The sequence below is a fragment of the Microcoleus sp. K5-D4 genome, from assembly GCF_036704575.1.
In the GTDB taxonomy this organism is placed as follows: domain Bacteria; phylum Cyanobacteriota; class Cyanobacteriia; order Cyanobacteriales; family Microcoleaceae; genus Microcoleus.
On the sequence record NZ_JAUBSD010000046.1, the window covers coordinates 20,556 to 41,094 of the forward strand.

Below are 20,539 nucleotides of genomic sequence, written 5' to 3' on the forward strand. Positions count from 1 at the left end.
ATGTCTAATACTCGGCCTTACTCTATTGGATGAAGCAATTTCTCAATTGTCTCCACTAACGTTTCAGGCTCAACAGGCTTGGGAAGATGCCTTTGAAATCCGGCTGCTAGTGCTTGCTGTTGATTTGTCTCCCCTGCATACGCTGTCAGGGCGATCGCGGGAATTTCTCCTCCCTCCTGTGTGGATAGTTGTCTGACTTGACGAATCAACATATAGCCATCAATTTGTGGCATCCCAATATCAGCAATCAAAACATCTGGCTTAGATTCATTGAGCTTTTGTAGCGCATCTTTTGCTGAAGATACAGAGATCACTGTGGCTCCCGCTTCCTCCAAAATACATTGAACTAACTCTAAATTGTCTACTTCGTCATCGACGGCCAGGATACATAATCTAGCCAAGGGTGAAGAGTGAGATTTGAGTGAGAGATTATCATTGCGATCGCTGTTTGCATCATTGCTTCTGGCTAATAAAGGAAGTGTGACAGTAAATGTTGATCCCTGTCCTTCTCCAAAACTTTCGGCTTTGACAGTCCCACCATGTAGCTCAACGACGTGACGCACGATCGCTAATCCCAGCCCTAACCCACCAAAGCTTCTGGTAATACTGCTATCGGCTTGTCTAAATGTGTCAAATACATAGGGAATAAATTCTGGCTTAATCCCTTTCCCTGTATCCCTGACTTGAATTTGAGCATAGGAATCAATTTTTTTTAGTTCAACTTCAACTCGACCTCCAGTTGGGGTGAACTTAATGGCATTGGTGAGCAAATTCCAGACAACCTGTTGCAATCGGGTAGCATCTCCTAACACATCGCCAACATTGGGTTCTAGATGAGTTTGAATTTGAATGTTTTTCGCTTCGGCGGCTAAACTAACTGTTTCGAGCGCAGCTTTAAAAGTTGTTTTCAAATTAATAGGAGTAGAGTCCAAACTCAGCTTCCCTTGCAGAATGCGAGAAATATCCAGCAAATCCTCAATCAGTTGAACTTGCAACTGGGTATTGCGTTCAATCGTTTCGAGAGCTAGCGCCGTCTTGCGAGAATCCAGGGTTCCCCTTCGCAGCAGTCGAGTCCAACCCAGAATCGGATTCAACGGAGTTCGCAATTCGTGCGACAAGACAGCTAAGAACTCATCTTTAATTCGGTTAGCTGCTTCTGCTTGTGTCCGTGCTTGCTGTTCTGACTCGTAGAGCCGTGCTCGGTCGATCGACTGCGCCGACTGCTGTGCCAGTGCCAAAACAAAAGCGCGATCGCTCTCGGAAAGTTGGGGAACATTCGAAAAACTCAGCGATAGTCCACCAACGGCTTGTCCTTCAATCAACAATGGTACTGAAATCCAGGCTTCTGAACCAGCCTTGGCATACGCTTCGGCTAAATGAGGATAACGGGCAATTCGGTTTTCAATAGTTTCTAGCCAAACAGGTTGCCCACTTCGCACGGCTTCTGCCAGAGGATAGGGTGCATGAATCGAAAAACTGCGGTGAAATTCTCCTACGTGCTCATAGCCAATGGCTTGAATAATCTCCAGTTCGCTTGCATCCTGATTTAATACGGCAACCAAACCAGAACTTGCTCCCAGTGCGGACATTCCCTGTTCAATAATCACCTGAGCCACTTGAGCCGAGGTTAGCGATTCAGACAAAGCCGTCATCACCGCCAGCAGTCGAGCCGTCCGGTTAGCAGCGAGTTCGGTGGCTAATTTCGCTTGTTGTGTTTCATTATAGAGACGAGCATTATCAATGGCGATCGCTGCTCGCTGAGCCAAATCTTCAGCCAAGGGAATGTCTTCCAGGCGATAGCGGCGATCGGATTCAGTAAACACAAAGGTAATGCTACCCAACACGCGCCCGCGTGCCTGTAGCGGTGCAATGATGCAGGACTTTAACCCAACTCCACGTAAGATTTCCAGGTATTCACCATTCGGCACTGTGGCAACTAACTGTTCATCTGTAATCTCAATCCCAATTTCAATCTGTCCTGTTTGCATGACTTTAGAAATGCCATACCCATCATCAAGATGTCTCGGAAAGCGTTGAGCCAACTCCCAGCCCAACTTCACTTTTTCGGGATCTGAATGAGCAACTGCAACCCGACCAATTGTGCGATCGTCATTCAGCACATCAACACTACACCAATCTGCAAAATAAGGAACTGCCAGCTTTGCAACGCTTTGGAGAGTTTGTTCATACTCTAGTGAAGAGGAAAGGACAGCACTGACTTGGGCTAAAAATGCTGATTGTTGTTGAGAATTCTCTGCTAAAGCACGGGCTGCCTGTTCTTGAACAAGTTGTACTCGTTCGTCTTCGGTTTGCTTGCGTTCAGTAATGTCGCTGAAAGCAGCAATGATATTGATAATTTGTCCCTCTGCGTCAAACAAAGGGGAAGCATTGATCGAGAGAATCGTGCGAGTTCCATCGGCATGGCTAATGCCATGTTCAATACCATAAACAGGCTCACCTGTTTGCATAACCCTCGCAAACGGCAGTTCCTCTTCTGGGAAAGGATGACCTTCCACGGTTGTAATGAACCAGGATGGATCGTTATAGCCTCGCTCCACAATTTCGCTGCTAGTTAATCTTAAAATCCTCTCTGCTGCCTTATTAGCGGCAATAATCTGTCCGGTAGAATCTAGAATAGTGATGCCATCAGGAATAGTTTGGAAGATGCTCGATAATTGCGCTTCACCCTCACGCACAGCAGTTTCGGCCTGCTTGCGTTTTGTAATGTCGTGCATCACCACAACAGCACCCTGTTTTTCGCCATTGGCGGCAATAATCGCCTGTCCAGTTGCTAACAGCATTCGCGCAGTTCCATGCTGCGGAACAATCATCATTTCCACCTCACGAACATTCTTTCCTTGCAATGCCTGAAACAGGGGAATATCCTCTGTATTCATCCGTGTTTTGCCGTCGGGCAAATACAAGTCATAATACTGGGCCCATTGATCCGGTGGAACTGGCTGCTGAGGTAATCCATGAAAATCTTTAGCTGCTTGGTTAAATACAGTCAATATGCCATCGGCATCGCAAGCGACAATGCCAGCTTGAACGTTGTTTAGGATTGCCTTCAAAAAGTCCTGTTCTTTCTGAAGAGTGGCTTCCACCTGCTGGCACTTGGTGATTTCGGCTTTCAATTGTCGATCGAGTTGAGATGTTTGAGTCGTGTCTTGGAAGTAAATAAGTAAGCCATCTTCACTCTTGATGAGGCGAATTCTCAACCACTTGTTGAGTGAGGGGTAGTGTTCTTCAAACTCGATCGCCGTTGGCGTTACGATCGCTCGATGACAATACTTATATAGCTCAGAGGTAAGATCGACCGAAAATATAGTCCATATATTTTTGCCTATCAGGTGTTGCCGCTTCCTGTTTAAAAGCTGCTCTGCTTTATGGTTGACATAGGTGCAGTGCCACTCTGAATTAATAGAAATAAAAGCCTCAGCCATGTGATCGACTATCACCGCAAATCGTCGTGCTTCGAGTAGTTGGCAGTGCGTACATAGCTCTTGAGAAAAATTTACAGTCAGCTCTTGTCCATCATTCAAGGAGTGTGTACGTTCTACATTCATTGCGGTTAGTCCTGCCTATTTACCTATTATGCCAGTTATTGTTAGGGAATCAAGATATAATATGCCCAAAACCTAACTCATTCAGTGTTTAAGCACACGGGCGATCGCCACTCATGGGACAGCACCGCTAAAAATTCGTCTTGAATCCGGTTAGTGGCTTGTGCTTGGGACCATGCAAGGCGAGCGCATTCTAACTGTTGTTCTCTTTCTTGTTCTGCTTGCTTGCGCTTTGTTCACGGATGGGGATAGTGCCGACGAAAATGGGGCTAGCGTTTCTTTAACAGCGAACTCATGCAAACTACGCAACTGCCCAGCAACAGCCTCGACAAAACGTGGCGACTGTACTAAATCTCTGCCCTAGACATATTCTGTCATTCCTAATTGATAATGCCAAATCTACCAGTTTGGTTGTAGAAAAAACAAAACCCGCTTTGTGGGCGGGTTTTAGGTGACAAAACTGGACTATAACAAGTGACCCCTACAATGCCATTGTAGTGCTCTAACCAACTTAGCTATGCGATCGCCTCAGCACTTATCCACCGTTAAAAATTTGCTTAGCGGTCAAATTTAACTCGGGAAACACCGCTGATTCAATCCTTTCCTCTCCCCGAAACAGCTTAATTTGATACTCACCATCTACTAACTGATAAACCGATAAAGTAGGCTGTTTGGGATAACCAATATAACGGCCACCCCCTAAACCCAAATAATCTACAATCCAATATTCAGGAATGCCTAATGCTTCATAATCAATCATTTTGTGTGCATAATCATCGCGCCAATTTGTGCTGACAACTTCAATAACTAATTTAACCGAATTTCCCTGAGTAATAACTGATTCTCTTTCCCATCGAGGCTCATTGGCTTCTACGGCTTGTTTATCTAATACAATCACATCTGGATCGTAGCCCGAGTTATCGTTAAATTTAATGGTACATTCCTTGGGAATAAAGTAAGGAAGTTGTAATCGCCGAATTTCTAAACCCAATTCTATCGCTTGAAAACCCGCGCTCGCTGAATGTTTACCAGTTGGATTTGCCATTTCAACAATAAGTCCGTTATGTAATTCATAGCGTCCCTTTTCTGGTTTCCATTCCAGGAATTCATCAAAAGTCATTAACTTGGATATTGCTTGAGTCATCGTAAAGTCTCCAATGCTCTAATATCATTTGATTCTGACTCAGTAGGGTGTGTCAGATTTGTTAGTTCATTATCTAACTAATAGGTTAATTGTCCAGCGAAAGACCACACTCTCGGTAGGACGGCCAACCTCAAACCCTGGATGTATAAATGATGGAAATTTATGGACACAACTGGACTCGAACCAGTGACCCCTACGATGTCAACGTAGTGCTCTAACCAACTGAGCTATGCGTCCTCACGAATTCCTAATGTAGCAGAACATTCGATCGCCTGTCAAGCAGAAATATGAGATTTTTTTAAGCGGGCACTCTTGACATCGCCCCTAATGCCCAATCCCCAGCCAAATCTTCACAGTTCGATCGCCCGCACCACTAGCCAAACTCCCCCCATCAGGACTAAACGCCACCGACAAAACCTCCCCCCCGTGGCCCGTCAGAATTTCCAGCAAACCCCCCGTACCCGCATCCCACAAATAAATCGTGCCATCCCGACTCCCCGTCGCCAAAACCCGACCATCGGGACTCAACGCCAGACACAAAACATCCCCAGAATTGTCCCTCATACTCCGCAACAGCGTCCCTCGCCCCTCTGCATCCACCCGCCACAGCTTCGCCGTACCATCCCGACTGCCGCTAGCCAAAATCAATCCTTCTCCTACTCCCCCCCTTACCAAGGGGGGGCTGGGGGGGGTCTGACCGGCCAGGGAGTTGGGGGAGTTCGCCGCAAAAACGATCGCCCGCACCCAATCCCCGTGCTCTGCTAAAGTACAAATCGATCGACCCTTTTGCCAATCCCACAACTGCACAGTCATATCCCGACTGCCACTAGCCAAAAACTCCCCGCCAGGACTAAAAGCCACCGCCTCCACCCCGCCAGCGTGACCCGTCAAAGCCGACATCCGCCTTCCCTTATTCAAATTCCACAACTGCACAGTTTTGTCCCGACTGCCGCTAGCCAAAACCTGACCATCCCGACTAAACGCCACAGCATAAACCCTGTCAGAATGACCCGTGAGAGTGTACCACCACTTACCCTTATTCAAGTCCCAAATTTGAATTGTTTTATCACGGCCGCCACTAGCCAAAGTAGCGCCATCAGGACTAAACGCCACACAAGTCACCCAGTCAGAATGACCCGTGAGAGTGTACCACCGCTTACCGGTCTCCAACTTCCACATCTCAATCGTCTTGTCCTCACTGCCGCTAGCTAAAGTCGCGCCATCTGGACTGAAAGCTACCGACGTGACAGCATTAGAATGCCCTACCAGAGTATGAACACACCTCCAAGTGGGCGCGCGTGCGGGTACAACCCGCTGCATCGGCGGCACAGGTAGAATTGTGCCTGCAACCGTTGGTGGCACTGCATTCTGCACCGCAGGGGTTCTCTGCGGCACGGAAATTTTAGGCGGTGGTAGGGGCGGTGTCCCCATGCCCGCCCCCGCCGACTGCAGCTGCAAATCTTTCAATACCTCAGCTACTGATTTGTAGCGGCGACTGAGACTTGGTTCGATCATTTTGTCGAGGATGCGACTTAATTTCGGATCGATTTGAACTTTTAAAAAGTCTCGCCAAACCCAAGCATCTCGATTGATATCAAACATATCAAAAGGAGATATTTGAGTCAGCAAATAAATGCAAGTTACTCCTAAACTGTACAAATCGCTGGCATAAACCGCTTGACCTCTAATTTGTTCCGGCGCCACGAATTCGGGAGAACCGATGACTGTACCGGTGTGTCTCAAACCCTCCACAACTTTTGCAGCGCCAAAATCAACTAAAACTAATTCCCCGGTTAATGTTGGGTAAGTATAAATGGTGGGAGTTTGAGAAATGCGGCGGCGGATAATATTGGGCGGTTTAATATCTCGGTGAATTACACTGCGATCGTGCACGAACTGCAATACTGGCAATAAATCCTTCAGCAGACTGAGAATCTGACTTTCGCTAAAAGGCCCAGTCCGCGCCAACTCTTCCTGTAAATTCTGACCTTCTATAAATTCCTGTACCAAATACTGATAGCGTTCCTGCTGAAAGTGCGCCAGCAGTTCGGGAATTTGCGGGTGTTTCCCCAATTCGTCCAGCCGCACCGCTTCTCGGTTGAATAATTCTGCTGCTTTCTCGCTGCTGCTGGTACCTTGAGATAGCGGGAAAAACTGTTTAATTGCACAGCGGGGTTTTGAGGGTTTGTCTTCGTCTATTGCTAAAAAAGTGCGACCAAAACCGCCGCGCCCCAGGGGTTTGAGGGCGCGGTAACGCTCTCTCAGCAACAGTTTGGAGCCGCAATTCAGGCAGAATTGGGTACGATCGGCATTTTGCGGGTTTTGACAGGCGGGGTTTAGGCAGTAACTCATAACTGAACCGAGAAGGAATCAGCAGCACATCTCTATGATACTGAGGCCGGGGGGCGATCGACTCTCGCGTTACAATTAAAAACCAAACGACTTTAGTCCTCAGAATTTAAGATGTCGCTTTTACTTTCAGAGCATACTCTTTAAACCTTTCCAAGTCAGCCTGAATTGTCGATTCAACCACGCGGCCCAGAAATAGGTTATCCATCAATTTTCCCAGCCAGCCGGGAATTCCGTAAGCCACTGTCAGCTTGACGATACTGCTGTCTTTGCGATCGTAAAATCTTACCGCACCTCGATTTGGCAAACCGTCTACCGATTCCCACTGAATTATCTGATTCGGCACTAATTTGAGAATCCGAGAAAGCCAGCTAAATTCTAACCCGCCAGTTGCGAGTTTCCAGCGAGACAATTCTGGATCTTCTTCGAGAACATGAACAGATTCTATCCACTTCATCCAGCGCGGCATTTGCTCTAAATCTGACCAGAGTTGCCACGCTAATTCGATGGGAATTGCCACTTCTACTTGGACGCTGTGTTCTAACCAATCAGTCATGCGATTTTAGATTTTAGATTTTAGATTTTAGATTGAAGAATTGTTTGTTTCTTGTTACCAGGCATAGCCGGGTAACGCAGATCCAGAGGCTCCGCCTCGCTTTTCCTCTCGAATATTGGAGGCAGAGCCTCCTGATCGGCATTCCCAGGCATAGCCGGGGAACTAGGAATATCACTTGTAGTCGATTTTTCGATCCCCCTAAATCCCCCTTAATAAAGGGGACTTTGAGAACGCTCTTTTCCCCCCTTATTAAGGGGGGTTAGGGGGGATCGAGACGACTGATGACTAATGACTGTAAGCTTCGAGAATTGCCTTAGCCGCTTGATGGCCTGAAAGTGTCGCTCCTTCCATGCTATCAATGTAGTCTTGCTGAGTGTAACTTCCTGCTAGAAAGAAATTGGCGATCGGAGTTTTTTGAGCAGGGCGGAAAACATCCATTCCCGGTGCTTCGCGATACAAAGATTGAGCTAGCTTAACTACACTGTACCAAGTCATGTTTAATTCCCGCGCTGACGGGAATAAATCCTGAACTTGCTTAAGTACGTGTTGGGCGATCGCCTCATTGCTTTGTTTAATAAACGGATCTCCCGGTGTCAGCACCAACTGCAACAGCGAACCTTTTCCTTCTTGATAATAATCCTTGGGGCTTGTCAGCGCCAAATCTGCAAAACAAGAAAAATCTGCATCTGCTGAATATAGCAAATTATCGATTCCTACAGCGTGGCTCAACTGTTTGCGCTTGGCTTCGTCTTCCAGTTCCGTTACCCAACCGTCGAACCGCAATTGTACTGTAGCAACCGGCACAGCATCTAATTTATAAATGTTGTCAAATTCTGACCATTTGCGCCAAGCTGGGGGCAATATTTTCTGAATTCCGGGCACGTCGCAGGCGAAAACGTAAGCGTCTGCGGTAATATTTTCTTCTGTTTCGCCGTTAGCTACTACCAAGCCTGTTACGCGGGTTTCTTCGCCTTCTTCAAACTGAATTTCTCTCACTCTGCGCCGCGTGTAAATTTTTGCTCCTTTCTTTTCCAAATATTCCACAATTGGTTTGTGCAAATATTCGTTGGGAGAACCAGCCAGCATCCGCATGACAGAGGCTTCGGTTTTTGATGCAAAGAATTGAAAGATTGTCAACATACACCGGGCAGAAATATTTTCTGTGTCGATAAAACCCAGTGCGTAGGCGATCGGATTCCACATTCTTTTGAGCGAGTTTTGGTTGCCACCTTGGCTGCGGAACCAGTCAGCAAAGCTAATTTTATCCAAATCGCGGATAGTTTTCATGGCCCCGTCAAAGTCTATCAAACCTCGGACGATCGGGCTAGTTCCCAGGGCGATCGCATTTTGAATTTTGTCTTGTACGGATAGCTGAGATGTCGTGAAAAATGCCTTCAAACCGTGCAAAGGAGCACCCACGGGAAAGCGAAAATCTAAAGAACCAGTTTCGCCGCCTCGATTAATAAAAGTGTGGACGTGTTCTTTGAGGAGCAAATCGTCAAAAGCTCCCACTTTTTTCATCAGCGCAAATAAGTTATAATAACAGCCGAAGAAGACGTGCAAACCCATTTCAACGTGATTGCCGTCGGGATCTACCCAACTGCCGACTTTGCCGCCGACAAACGGGCGGGATTCAAAAATTTCTACTTCGTGGCCGGCCTCCACTAAATCGACTGCTGTGGTCATTCCAGCTAGTCCCGCACCTGCGATCGCAACCCGCATTTTACCTATCCTTTACAGTATTTTTACAAATTGTAACAAAATTTAGAATATCAGAAATATTATTAAAGTTCGTAAATGCCGATCGACACTTGTACAGCCCTCTGAATTCTTGCCAAAGACACAGCACTAATTTGACCGTAAGGGCCTTGTTCTAGAAATGTCTGTCGCAAAGCAGAAACGTTTTCACATACAGCTAGAGAATCAGCTTGCAATCCTCCCTCACCCGCAGGAATCAAGACGCGAGTAGGATTTTCTACTCCTGCAAGGTTACTGGTGAAAGGAACAACAATGACAGAATCCGTAAACTCGTTGCGGATATCGGGAGAAACCACAACTACAGGTCTTTTTTTGGTATCTCCTAACTGACGCAAAGCTCTTGAAAGGTAAATCTCACATTGGCGAGGATAAGTGTTCGCTATTGAGTTAGAGTCCATCGCTGCTCCATGTTTCTTCTATCTGTTCCTCTACCAAATTAAACCATTCTTTTTCATCCTCAATATCTTCTTGGCTGCGGTTTTGATAAAATTTCCGCAACTTATCTTCTATTTGCTTAGCGTACCAGAGACGGAGAGCTTGTTCGATCGCCTCCGTCCAATTATCAGTAAATTGGTCTATTTTCTCCGCGAATTCAGCATCAAGGGCGACTAACACTTCTCGCTTTTGAGTAGAATTTGACATAATCATTCTCCTTAATAATTTAAAAACTATGGTGCGCCCCAGCGCACCTTACAAATTACTTTTACCTCTTTATTCTCAAAACAGTCAACATTCAACAGTCAACTAACTTCAAAACATCGGCATCAACTGAAGTGGCCCAATTCCCAAGTCTTTAGCAGACACCCAGCGCACCTCAAGCAAAGCGATCATATCCTTAAACTGAGGCTGACCGCGAGAAGCACCCATCAACCCTTTAGCAATAATCAAACCGCACCAACCGTTGGTTAATTTACAGCGGCGATCCCACTTCTTGCGAGCTTCCTGATGCACCGGATCGTCTTCATTAAACTCTCCAAACAAATACAGCTCCCCATTTTTGGTTTGCAAAATACCCAAGTCATATTGCTCATCCTGAAAAGGATTTTCGCCCGGATTAAAACCAATCCCCTTGACGCCTCCAGCTTCTTTCAAATCCTGAATCATAGTTTTTGCCTTCGGATGAGAAGTTTGGATCATCACCACCGGCAAACCATCTCCGGCGGTATTAATATCAATTTCTGCACCTTGGTGAAACTGGACATTTTGGCGCAGGAACTCTACCGTTTCCCAAGGTACGGCGCCGAGACTCAAAAATGAATTTTGCGGCACCAAATCGTCCCGCAGCAGTGGCTTGTCAAAGTCATCATCATCCTCATCCTCGTCATCATCCTCATCACCGAGCATCTGTAATAATTCGTCTGACACATCCGGCATCGTTGAAACTTTAACGGATACCTGTTGAATTTCTCCGTCAGGCTGCGGAACTGGGATGCGGTAGCGGCTGCTAAGACTGGGAAAAGTGTCTGATCCCAATTTCCGGCGACCGTTGCGGAAAAAGCGATGAAATGCTTCGAGAGCAACTAACATCGTGAGGGCTTCTTCTTCGTAAAGAATCGATCGCAATCCTTCTAAAGGATGCAGGTTGCCGAAATTTGGTTCAATTTCCGATGGAGGCAAATCAGCTAAATCAATTTCGTCGTCGTCCTCATCAATATCTGCTGCACTTTCAAAGGTGAGAAACAAACAGTCTTGCCCTAAAAAAGCCTGTTCTAAATCTTCAAAAGATTCATCATTATTGACGACTCGTTCTCGAAACCGTTTCAAGGATTCTAGAGAACGATACAGTAAAACTCCGTAATCCATTCTGCCTTGGCCTAATACGGACACGTAGAGGCTGGCGACATCCCATTGATTGATTTCAATAGATATAATTTGGTGTTCGCTCAAAGTCCGCCACGGAGCGTCCTGCCAAATTTGAGCCGCTTTTTCCATTAAAACTTCAGCATACTGAGGGGGCAACTCAGGAGGTCTGTTGATCGCGACCTCTTCCATGCCGCGAAAGATTTCGTCAATTAGGGGCAATTCCGGCACATAGTCAATGGAAATGCCTAAATCTTGAAGTACGCCCCGCAGATAAAATTGAATTTCTCGGTTTTTGACTACTATTTTTTGGGGGCGGACTGCGGGAGCCGGACTTTGGGGATGTTCCATTGCCCGTAGCAGGGCCCGGACGATCGCCTCTGGGCCGGCATCTGGGCCTACCATGTCCATAGCCCTCACGACTCCTTCGGAGCCATCGACCCAGAGAATGCACTCGCCACCAGCTTCTAGAACGTCATCGTCATCTAGCATCATGTGCGAGTCAGCATTAGATAAGGGTCGGCGATCGCCCTCCCACACGCTGGGAATTTGAGGTAAGTTTTGTAGCCGACGAAGAGTAGAGCGATTCAGCGCTGCCATAGAGTAAGCCCGTTGGGTGAAGCATTGTTGCGGTGCCGGTAGCCGGTCAACCGCTGCTTCTCAATCATAAACCCTATAGGGGGAGAGGGCATCAAGCTTGGGAACGAGGCCCCACGGGAATTAAAAGTTAGAAGCTAAAAATTCGGCCTTCAGCATCTAACCGAATGCCTTCCGGCGAATGCCTGTACAATGGAGGGATAAGATTAAACTCTTAGCATTAGACAGTCTCAGGAGTTCGGCAAATTATGACTCAAGCGATTTCTGAAAAGCGCGGCATTCAAATGACGGACTCTGCTGTCCGTCAAGTTTTAGCCCTGAGAGAAAAACAAGGTAAAGACCTCTGCTTGCGGGTAGGGGTGCGCCAGGGCGGATGCTCTGGAATGTCCTACGTGATGGATTTCGCAGATCCAAGCACTGTGAAATCCGACGATGAAGTGTTCGACTACGACGGTTTTCAGGTAGTTTGCGATCGCAAAAGCATTCTTTATCTCTACGGTTTGGTTCTCGACTTCAGCGATGCTATGATTGGGGGCGGCTTTCAGTTTACTAACCCCAACGCAACTCAAACTTGCGGTTGTGGCAGTTCTTTTTCTACATAAATCGGAAAAGAGGGCATGGGGCAGAAAGTTGTTAACTGCCCCATGCCCTTTTCCATGCAACATCCCAAATCTAAAATCTAAAATCGAATGACCCCTGAAGAATTGTTTAAAGACGGTTTCGATCGCTACCAAGCTGGCGAAGCCCCGGCTAATCTGATCCCCGTGTTTAAAGAAGTGTGCGAAAAAGCTCCCAAAAATGGCAATGCCTGGGCTAGCCTCGCGTGGCTCTACCTGTTGGAAAATAAACCTGCACCGGCTCAAAAGGCAGCGAAAACAGCCGTTAAATTGAACCCTCACGACCCCCAAGCTCGCATCAACCTAGCAGTAGCGATCCTGGATCTCAAAGATAAAGGAGTGCGCCCCCACGTCGAAGTGGCTCAGCAACTTCTCATGGCTTCCGAAGAGTTGCTCGACGAAGTTAAAAAAAATTTTGAAGAAGGATTAAAGAGAAAACCCGACTGGAAGAGTCTCGCCCGCGTTAAACAGTGGCTTCTGGAGCCGTAACCGCGCAAACAAGTCAATGTGTGGGCGGGGATCGACGAAAGTGGCTTTGCGGTTTATTACGACATCGTAATAAATCAATAAATAACTTTATGGAAAACTCAGAAAGTCAGTGCTAGTATTTGAAGACTTAGACGATTGACAAACCCGCTCAGCGGTTTTCAGATTTTACTACGATAATACTAGGAGTTGTAAAAACATGAGCAATGACAGCCACGTTAACATCAAACCAGCAACCCGCAACCACAAAGGTTTCTTTATTCAGCCAGCTTCTTACAAGTTGATGAGCATCGATAAATCCGGCTGGGCCTTGATTTGCATGGACAAAGCAGTTTGTCACTACGTAGACCCGGATGATTTGCAATTGCCGAATAAATCAGGAATGTCTGAAGGTTAATTCTGAAGTTTTGAGAGACTTTAAGATGCTTTATTTGAGTAGCTGCCCTCCATTGAGGGCAGCATCTTTTTTTGGTCAGAAAAAAGTCCGGCAACAAAGCCGTGTACGGGATTTAACGGATAGAAAGAATTAAGGAAGAATTACCGATTACAAATTAGCGATTACAAATTCCCTAATTGTTAGATTTGAAGGCAAAAAGCATCTCCAACTCAGCAGTTGTCGGTTGCGTAGAAGCTGTGGCTACGCTAACTCCTCGGAGAGAATTCAGCAATTCAGCGGCGGGGGGCGAAACTAAATTTGGCTGTACTGCGAGCAAATATTGGTTAGCCCAAGACATGGTTTTTTCCATATCTATGTAAAAATAACCTTGATTGGCCCGCGGTAAAGAAGTAGCGATCGCCTGAAAACTCGGACTGCTGCTTAACGGTTGCGGTGGCGTCGAAGTAATCACATCAACTAAAGGCCCGCCGAAAGCTACAAACACAGAATTTTCATTCAGCCAACCGTGCCCGAATAAAGTGCCTTGCTGGGGTATTTGCCACTCCGTAACTTCTTTGCCTTGAACTTGTCTGGGGGCGACACTGACTGTAGGATTGCTTTTGGCGATCGCATCGAGTTTTTTCAGGGTTGCTTCTGCAGCAGGGCGATCGTTCGTTTCAAAAATCATCGCCGCCCCCATCCCCAACTGAGACAAAATCCCTTGATTGGAACCGATCGCCCCGATCGCAAATTCCCCGTTCATCCAACCAAAAACATCACGATCCGCATCCAAATCCAACCGCTTAAAACTACTCCTCACCTGCTGAACTCCCCTGTCAACTTCCGGACTATCTTTCGCCTGGGCTGTCGCTTGCGACCAAATTTGATCTAGTCCCTTGCCGCCGACTAAAGCAATAGTTTCGCCGGGAAATCTGGGTAACAATTTCGATGGGACTTGTGGATTTTGCTGGACGAATTTAGGATCTAACTGAGCGATAGTTTTTACCCTCAATCCCGCACTATCCGCACCAATTCCCGCAACCATTGACTTGACTTGTTTGAACTGCGAAAACACTGTCCAAGGCAACTGGATATCTGCGGGTAAATTAGCTTTTAATTGCTCAATTGCAGCAGGATAATCAGCAATATAAACAGTTGCGATCGGATTCTTGACACCAGCACTCTCTGCAAAAAACTTAGTTGTGCTCTGCTGCGTAGCGAGAGAGGGTTCTCCTTTAAAAGTATCGATCGCCAATTCCACAGGCTTTTTCAAAGGAGCCATCACTAATTGGTCGTTCAGCAAAGCCACACTGTAGCGCTTGCCAGTTGGCTCTGCAATCTCAAAAATTTTAACTCCTTTATACTCGGTTTCTTGAGTAGTTGCACCGGGCTGAGATTTTAATTTATTAGCAAAATTCCAAGCGCTAATTTTATTTTTCACGCTGACGACTACCAGTAGTTTTGGAGGCTCTGTATTCGTCACAGCATCAGGGGGCAGCAAAGCGACCATCACCCCCCCTAACCAAGGCTTTAAGTCCCTGTCAAAGTCGATTTGAGTGCCTGCCAAGCTTTGTTCTTGAAAGCCCTTCAAACCCTGACCGATCAACTTTTGAGCTCCTGGCGTGCCAAATCGCTGCAACTTGGACAACGCTTGCGGATTGGGGGAGATAAACGCGGCCATCATTGCTTCGTCGGGCACAACTTTGGCGCTGTCTTGAGGGTTGGATACTTGTTGGCTCAAACCCTGGAAGTAAAAGTAGACCGCAGCGCTACCTGCTGCGACGGTGGAGGCAGCAATTAGAAGCTTTGATTTTTTTGCTGGCATGGTTTGTGTTCCTCGCGTCCATATCAGTTTAATCAAAATACAGAAAGCTTGTGGGGAGGCGATCGGGCAGGCTCTCTAGTTTTGTATAATTCAAAACAAGTTTGGACGATCGTCTAAACTGCTAGAACTGTGCATTATTGGTAAAAGATGAAAGTAGCGATCGCGGGAGCAACGGGATTTGTAGGTAGCCGGCTGGTGGAGAAGCTGCAAGCTGCGGGACATCAAGTGGTGGTTTTGAGCAGGGATGCGGCGAAGGCTGGCCGAGTTTTTCCCGCTTCAGCTTATCCGAATTTGGAAGTTGTCGCCTACAGTCCAGCGGAGTCTGGTGATTGGCAAAAGTCGATCGCGGGCTGCGACGCTGTTGTCAATTTAGCCGGAGTGCCGATTGCAGAGGAAAGGTGGACGGAGGCGCGCCAGCAAGCAATTCTGGACAGTCGCAGACTGACGACGGCAAAATTGGTCGAGGCGATCGTCAATGCTAATCCTAGACCATCGGTGTTTGTTAGCGCATCGGCGATCGGCTATTACGGAACCAGCGAAACCGCTGAATTTGACGAAACTAGCCCTGCTGGGGATGATTTTTTAGCAGCAGTTTGCAAAGACTGGGAAGCAGCCGCCCAACCTGCAAAAAATGCGGGAACGCGGCTAGCAATTTTGCGGCTGGGGATAGTTTTGGGAATGGGAGGCGCGCTGGCAAAAATGCTGCCACCTTTTAAACTATTTGCTGGTGGCCCCCTCGGCACTGGGAAACAGTGGTTTTCTTGGGTTCATCGCGAGGATGTGGTTGATTTAATTTTGTACGCTTTGCAAAATCCGCAAGTTGAAGGTGTTTTGAATGCGACAGCACCGAATCCGGTGCGGATGAATGAATTGTGTCAAACTTTAGGGGAAGTTTTAAAGCGGCCTTCTTGGTTGCCGGTGCCAGGTTTTGCTTTAGAAATGCTGTTGGGAGACGGGGCAAAACTTGTTTTGGAAGGGCAGAAAGTGTTGCCGAAACAAACTTTAGCTAGTGGTTTTCAATATCAATATCCGACGCTGAAATTAGCACTCGAAGAGATTTTATCGGGAAGTTAGTAACCTACGGAATAGAACCCGGCGAATAGAATTCGGATGCTCCACAAACAAAGTCCGCAAAGGCGGACTGGAATAAATTTCCTCGTTACCAGGCTCTGCCTGGTAACGCAGTTCCAGAGGCTCTGCCTCGCTTTTGCCGAAAGCAGATGAACAATCAAGAAATAGCAACCGCATTTAAAGTTCCCGCAGAACTCCCATTTCTTCAAGCTATTTGCTGGCAAATTGCTGATGTCAAAAAATTGAGTTTCAAGGAAATGCTATGCCGCTACGAATCTGGCTGGCATTATTGGGGAGTTTTGGGAAAACCTAGCTCCGAGGAACTGGCTTTTATTCAAGCAATTAGCCAACAGCATCAATCTTGGTTAATAGCGGAACTGGGAAGCAGTTGCTCGCCCAAAACTCCCGAAAATGGGGTAAGTTCTCAAGCAATGTTTAAACGCGAAATTCATCAAAAGATATTAACTGTACTCAGCCACTTGAATGTCGAATTTCTACAGGAATGTCGGGCGTATTTTGGCGGCGGAACGTTGGTAAGTATGGAACACGGAGAATATCGGTTGAGCCAGGATATTGACTTTATGTGTCCGATGGATGATGGCTACCGTCTCCTGCGCCGAAAAGTTGCAGAAGGGGGCTATGATGCGATTTTTGCTAGTCGCGATTCCCTTGGGGATAGCTTCGCTTCACGAATTGTTCTCCCGAACGATATTCAAGCCAACCAGTATGGGATAAGATTTCCTGTTATTGTTGACGGCACTACTATTAAATTCGAGATGGTTTGTGAAGGGCGAATTGAGTTTGGCCAGCCCAATTATCCAAATTGGTCGCCTGTTCCTTGTTTGAATCAAATTGATAGTATAGCAGAAAAGTTGTTGGCAAATGCCGATCGATGGCCGAGCGATCGGGTAAATTCTAGAGATTTAATCGACTTGGCTGTGCAAAGGTTAGCGACTCCGATTCCCCAAGAGGCGATCGACAAAGCTGAAGCAGCTTATCAAGTTATGGAACCGCTCGATCGAGCGATTCAGTATTTCCAAGATCGTCCCGATTATCGGGAAAAATGCTATGAGGTTTTGAGTATTGCAGAACCAAATAAAGTTATTGACGGTATCGATTTACTAGCTCAGGATTTAGGCCGGGAAATAACAGTCAGGACATTTAGCGAGACTATTTCCTCGTTCCCCGGCAGGCTTGAAGATTAGATGCTTAGATGCTGGATTTGGTATTGCTCTCCTTCCAGGCAGAGCATGGGAACTTGAGATTTCCTGTTTAAATTATCACACGATCGTAATAAAGGTGTCAAGATAAAAATCTTAATACTCCTCTACAAACTGCTCGTGAACCCACAGAAATTCGCGGCGTCTGTCCTGCACCCGCTCCAAGCCACCAAAACCAGGATCTTCTTTTTTTAGCTTGGCGTGTAATTCTCGCAAAATCGAGCCTTGGGCGCGGATGGCTGCTTCGGCCTGTTGCCAATCAGGGGCATCTGTTTCGGCAGACAAATTAGTAGCTAACTCACTTCCTTTCAAGGTAGATTCGATGCTTTTTTGTCCTAAATCGAGTCCCTTTTCAATCCCTTTGTAAGTGGTCTCATCTAGCATGAACTTAGCTCCGGCAACCGCTACAGGTGAGACTAGACTCAGGGTTCCGGTCAAAATTTTGAGATAGGGGGCTGCTTTGATAAACCATTCGCGGGGCACTTCCAATTCATAAACCCCCTTTTTCTTGTCGTTAGGATTTAAGGCGGGAAGGGGCTGACGAGAGTGTTCGCACCAGAGGGTAATTTGCAATTTTGTACTTATCCATTTGGGGCGATCGAGAAACTTCGGATCGACGGGCTTGAAACTGAACAGGCGCGGGCCATCTTTCGCTTCATCTGTGAACATTTGCATCAGCGACGCAAATTCCTCATCGATTTGGCTGAGAATCTTGCGCTGATCTTGAGACAATGACTCAAAACGTTCTTGACCTCGACGATCGAAAATTACTAAATCTTTGCGGATAATTTTTAGCTCGTCTTTGACAATATTTCGGAACTGCTGAATGCCGATTTCTTGCGATGGGGGTTGAGTAGTCGGCGCGTTATTCAGGAGACAATCGATGTTTTGCCATTCACCACAGCCTGAAATGGGACAGGGATACTCATGACGATTCTTCTTTTTGCTGTCAATTAGTGTCTCTACCTCAAATAGCCCATTTCCAGGCGAATTTTTACCGCAAGGCGCAATGCAGGGAACCATCACATTACATTGCAATCCTTTCCACTTATACTTGACTAGCCATTTAATCTCTTCCGTGAGATAAGACAAGAACCGTTCTGGATAAGCCGCCCGCACGGTAATTTTTACATCAGTGTTAACATATTCCAGCAATGCCCGACCGTTGTACTCATTATCAAGCATCAAACCCCGTTGCCAATGGATACTTTTTTCGTAATTGCAGCGCCCCAGTGAGTATTTGTGCAAGCGCACAATCAACTGGTAAAACAATCCTTCTGCTACTGCAAGTTGTCCTCGATCGTCCACAATCCGGCAGATTTGCACTTGTTGTCTGTCTCCCGCTTCCGGTTGCTCTCCCCAATTGGGCAATTCCGGGCGTGTATCGCGTACAAGTTGAGCAATCAAACTGGTATTGCTGGGTTTAGCGGGGTCGAGCACCACCCGGTAGGACAAATCGAAGCGTTCCATCAGCTTGAGAAAGATGGGATGTAGTTCTTGGGGGTAGCCGTTCTCGCCTGGAAACGGGGGATTACTCCATAATTCGCCCAGATGCTCAAAATCTACTAAACCGTTGCGACGGCGTGTCAATTCATCATCGAGTACGAAGCTGATTGCCTTTGCTAGCCAGTCGGGTTTGAGGATGACGATATCGCGCAGTATTGGATCGTAATCGTAATGGATCAAATACCCCAACCTATCGGAAATGCGAAGGAAAACTTCTGCTTGTTCCTTATCGATTCCGTGTTGAGCGCAGATGGCAAGGACATTATCGTAGGGCAGATAGGCTTTGTCGTTTGTCTGCAAGATTTCCCGCACTCGCTGCCAGTTTGCGGGAACAGAACGTCCCATTTCGGGAAGAGATGCGGCGACACTAGCAATCTTTTGTTTTAATTCTGCCAGCCCGGTGCAGAAGTTCCGATCGTCAGGTTTGCTGTCTATATGGAAGAAGCCAAGCACCGTATCGCTGCCGAATCGATCCTGAATTTCCTGTCTGTCAATGTCGGGTTGTCGCTGTCCGGGGCCGCCGTGGGTTGCGACTACTAGCACCTTGGCATCCGGTGCGCGATGCTTGATCAGGGTAATCCACTCTTTGACAAAGCCTTGCTGGGGGCCTTCTCGCGGCTTCCACACCACCAGATACACGGCTCGTGCACTGAAAAACAACTGGTGTGTGGGTCGATAAACCGGTTGACCGCCAAAATCCCAACCATTGAGTGATATCTCTGTGCCACTGTCGGGATGGGTGACAATAACTGGCTTAATTTCAATGCCGTGAGTGGTGGGACGACTTTCTAGCCATTCATCCTCGCGCAATGCTCCCAACAGACAACTCTTGCCCACCTCGCCTTCACCGATCAAAATCAGTTTGGCTTCATTCTGGGTGATTTGTGCTTGTGCTTTTGCCCGCAGGTATTGCAAGACGGCTTCAGTGCCTTGCTCATAGGCAGCAGCGAGGTCAGGATTCAGAGGATTGTTGCTGAGGTAAATCCCTTGCAACTGGGTGAGGGATGCGAGCGCCTCTGGCAGTTCCCTCAGTTGGTTGTTGCTGAGGTTAAGCTCTTGCCACTGGGTGAGGGATGCGAGCGCCTCTGGCAGTTCCCTTAGTTGGTTGTTGCTGAGGTTAAGCTCTTGCAAATGGGTGAGGGATGCGAGCGCCTCTGGCAGTTCCCTCAGTTGGTTGTTGTGGAGGTTAAGTAGTCGCAACTGGGTGAGGGATGCGAGTGCCTCTGGCAGTTCCGTCAGTTGGTTGTTGCTGAGGTCAAGCCTTACCAACTGGGTGAAGGATGCGAGCGCCTCTGGCAGTTCCGTCAGTTGGTTGTTTTGGAGGTAAAGCACTTGCAACTGGGTGAGAGAGGCGAGCGCCTCTGGTAGTTCCCTCAGTTGGTTGTTTTGGAGGTAAAGCACTTGCAACTGGGTGAGGGATGCGAGTGCCTCTGGCAGTTCCCTCAGTTGGTTGTTGCTGAGGTTAAGCCTTTGCAAATGGGTGAGGGAGGCGAGATCCTCTGCCAGTCCGCTCAATTGCATGTTGCTAAGATCAAGTGTTATTGCTATCTGTCGCCGTGCCCGTTCAATGCGCCACTGTGCTACCCGATCGCCCTCAGTTTCTAACATTGCCAATTCCTTGTTTGGATTTTTGTATATAAGTACGATCGCCTTTTGAGATAAAAGGGCGAT

At 47.2% G+C, this 20,539-nt stretch carries 15 protein-coding genes and 1 tRNA gene; 5 read left to right on the top strand and 11 right to left on the bottom strand.

The window, feature by feature from the left end:
- Positions 1-17 precede the first annotated feature (17 nt).
- From QUA77_RS15835 to QUA77_RS15875, 9 genes are all read right to left on the bottom strand, one after another.
- Positions 18-3,566 (bottom strand): PAS domain S-box protein, encoded by a 3,549-nt coding sequence (locus QUA77_RS15835; RefSeq protein WP_333451073.1) that lies wholly within the window; start codon positions 3,564-3,566, stop codon positions 18-20.
- A 532-nt stretch (positions 3,567-4,098) separates the two neighbouring features.
- On the bottom strand, positions 4,099-4,707 hold the full coding sequence (locus tag QUA77_RS15840; protein WP_333451075.1) for a Uma2 family endonuclease: 609 nt from the start codon (positions 4,705-4,707) through the stop codon (positions 4,099-4,101).
- Positions 4,708-4,870: 163 nt separating this feature from the next.
- Positions 4,871-4,944 (bottom strand) — tRNA-Val (locus tag QUA77_RS15845).
- Between the two features lie 87 nt (positions 4,945-5,031).
- Positions 5,032-7,059: a serine/threonine-protein kinase gene (locus QUA77_RS15850; protein WP_333451077.1), complete on the bottom strand. Its 2,028-nt coding sequence runs from the start codon at positions 7,057-7,059 to the stop codon at positions 5,032-5,034.
- A 106-nt stretch (positions 7,060-7,165) separates the two neighbouring features.
- Positions 7,166-7,612 carry an SRPBCC family protein gene (locus QUA77_RS15855; protein WP_015175311.1) on the bottom strand — a complete coding sequence of 149 codons (447 nt, stop codon included), beginning with the start codon at positions 7,610-7,612 and terminating at the stop codon, positions 7,166-7,168.
- A 285-nt stretch (positions 7,613-7,897) separates the two neighbouring features.
- Positions 7,898-9,334, bottom strand: a complete 1,437-nt coding sequence (gene zds, locus QUA77_RS15860) for a 9,9'-di-cis-zeta-carotene desaturase (RefSeq protein WP_333438208.1) — start codon at positions 9,332-9,334, stop codon at positions 7,898-7,900.
- Positions 9,335-9,396: 62 nt separating this feature from the next.
- A complete protein-coding gene (locus tag QUA77_RS15865; RefSeq protein ID WP_333451079.1) occupies positions 9,397-9,768 on the bottom strand; it encodes a type II toxin-antitoxin system PemK/MazF family toxin in 372 nt (123 codons plus the stop codon).
- The gene (locus tag QUA77_RS15870; RefSeq protein WP_333451081.1) at positions 9,758-10,012 is read right to left on the bottom strand and encodes a hypothetical protein; all 255 of its coding nucleotides are present in this window, start codon (positions 10,010-10,012) and stop codon (positions 9,758-9,760) included. The genes QUA77_RS15865 and QUA77_RS15870 overlap by 11 nt, the downstream gene beginning before the upstream one ends.
- Positions 10,013-10,120: 108 nt before the next feature.
- Positions 10,121-11,770: a DUF6930 domain-containing protein gene (locus QUA77_RS15875; RefSeq protein ID WP_333451083.1), complete on the bottom strand. Its 1,650-nt coding sequence runs from the start codon at positions 11,768-11,770 to the stop codon at positions 10,121-10,123.
- 245 nt (positions 11,771-12,015) lie between these two features.
- On the opposite strand from QUA77_RS15875, the gene QUA77_RS15880 reads away from it, so the two are divergent.
- The 3 genes from QUA77_RS15880 (at position 12,016) to QUA77_RS15890 (ending at position 13,267) form a co-directional block, all read left to right on the top strand.
- The gene (locus tag QUA77_RS15880; protein WP_006632680.1) at positions 12,016-12,369 is read left to right on the top strand and encodes a HesB/IscA family protein; all 354 of its coding nucleotides are present in this window, start codon (positions 12,016-12,018) and stop codon (positions 12,367-12,369) included.
- 87 nt (positions 12,370-12,456) lie between these two features.
- A complete protein-coding gene (locus QUA77_RS15885; protein ID WP_333041347.1) occupies positions 12,457-12,873 on the top strand; it encodes a tetratricopeptide repeat protein in 417 nt (138 codons plus the stop codon).
- A 196-nt stretch (positions 12,874-13,069) separates the two neighbouring features.
- Positions 13,070-13,267: a hypothetical protein gene (locus tag QUA77_RS15890; protein WP_172187588.1), complete on the top strand. Its 198-nt coding sequence runs from the start codon at positions 13,070-13,072 to the stop codon at positions 13,265-13,267.
- A gap of 172 nt (positions 13,268-13,439) precedes the next feature.
- Here QUA77_RS15890 and QUA77_RS15895 read toward each other — a convergent pair whose 3' ends face one another.
- On the bottom strand, positions 13,440-15,071 hold the full coding sequence (locus QUA77_RS15895) for a DUF3352 domain-containing protein (RefSeq protein ID WP_333451085.1): 1,632 nt from the start codon (positions 15,069-15,071) through the stop codon (positions 13,440-13,442).
- Between the two features lie 147 nt (positions 15,072-15,218).
- On the opposite strand from QUA77_RS15895, the gene thyD reads away from it, so the two are divergent.
- Entirely contained in the window at positions 15,219-16,145 is a 927-nt protein-coding gene (gene thyD, locus QUA77_RS15900) for a thylakoid membrane protein ThyD (protein WP_333451087.1), read from the top strand.
- Positions 16,146-16,291: 146 nt separating this feature from the next.
- On the top strand, positions 16,292-17,347 hold the full coding sequence (locus tag QUA77_RS15905; RefSeq protein WP_333451089.1) for a nucleotidyl transferase AbiEii/AbiGii toxin family protein: 1,056 nt from the start codon (positions 16,292-16,294) through the stop codon (positions 17,345-17,347).
- A gap of 111 nt (positions 17,348-17,458) precedes the next feature.
- Here the strand turns inward: QUA77_RS15905 and QUA77_RS15910 are convergent, their stop codons facing one another.
- Entirely contained in the window at positions 17,459-20,476 is a 3,018-nt protein-coding gene (locus QUA77_RS15910; protein WP_333451091.1) for a COR domain-containing protein, read from the bottom strand.
- Positions 20,477-20,539: the final 63 nt, after the last annotated feature.

Bases quoted from the DNA above. Each gene is read 5' to 3' on its own strand.
- QUA77_RS15880 (WP_006632680.1), top strand. From the start codon at position 12,016: ATGACTCAAGCGATTTCTGAAAAGCGCGGCATTCAAATGACGGACTCT.
- thyD (WP_333451087.1), top strand. From the start codon at position 15,219: ATGAAAGTAGCGATCGCGGGAGCAACGGGATTTGTAGGTAGCCGGCTG.
- QUA77_RS15910 (WP_333451091.1), bottom strand. From the start codon at position 20,476: ATGTTAGAAACTGAGGGCGATCGGGTAGCACAGTGGCGCATTGAACGG.
- QUA77_RS15840 (WP_333451075.1), bottom strand. From the start codon at position 4,707: ATGACTCAAGCAATATCCAAGTTAATGACTTTTGATGAATTCCTGGAA.
- QUA77_RS15875 (WP_333451083.1), bottom strand. From the start codon at position 11,770: ATGGCAGCGCTGAATCGCTCTACTCTTCGTCGGCTACAAAACTTACCT.
- QUA77_RS15870 (WP_333451081.1), bottom strand. From the start codon at position 10,012: ATGTCAAATTCTACTCAAAAGCGAGAAGTGTTAGTCGCCCTTGATGCT.
- QUA77_RS15855 (WP_015175311.1), bottom strand. From the start codon at position 7,612: ATGACTGATTGGTTAGAACACAGCGTCCAAGTAGAAGTGGCAATTCCC.
- QUA77_RS15850 (WP_333451077.1), bottom strand. From the start codon at position 7,059: ATGAGTTACTGCCTAAACCCCGCCTGTCAAAACCCGCAAAATGCCGAT.
- zds (WP_333438208.1), bottom strand. From the start codon at position 9,334: ATGCGGGTTGCGATCGCAGGTGCGGGACTAGCTGGAATGACCACAGCA.
- QUA77_RS15835 (WP_333451073.1), bottom strand. From the start codon at position 3,566: ATGAATGTAGAACGTACACACTCCTTGAATGATGGACAAGAGCTGACT.
- QUA77_RS15905 (WP_333451089.1), top strand. From the start codon at position 16,292: ATGAACAATCAAGAAATAGCAACCGCATTTAAAGTTCCCGCAGAACTC.
- QUA77_RS15890 (WP_172187588.1), top strand. From the start codon at position 13,070: ATGAGCAATGACAGCCACGTTAACATCAAACCAGCAACCCGCAACCAC.
- QUA77_RS15895 (WP_333451085.1), bottom strand. From the start codon at position 15,071: ATGCCAGCAAAAAAATCAAAGCTTCTAATTGCTGCCTCCACCGTCGCA.
- QUA77_RS15865 (WP_333451079.1), bottom strand. From the start codon at position 9,768: ATGGACTCTAACTCAATAGCGAACACTTATCCTCGCCAATGTGAGATT.
- QUA77_RS15885 (WP_333041347.1), top strand. From the start codon at position 12,457: ATGACCCCTGAAGAATTGTTTAAAGACGGTTTCGATCGCTACCAAGCT.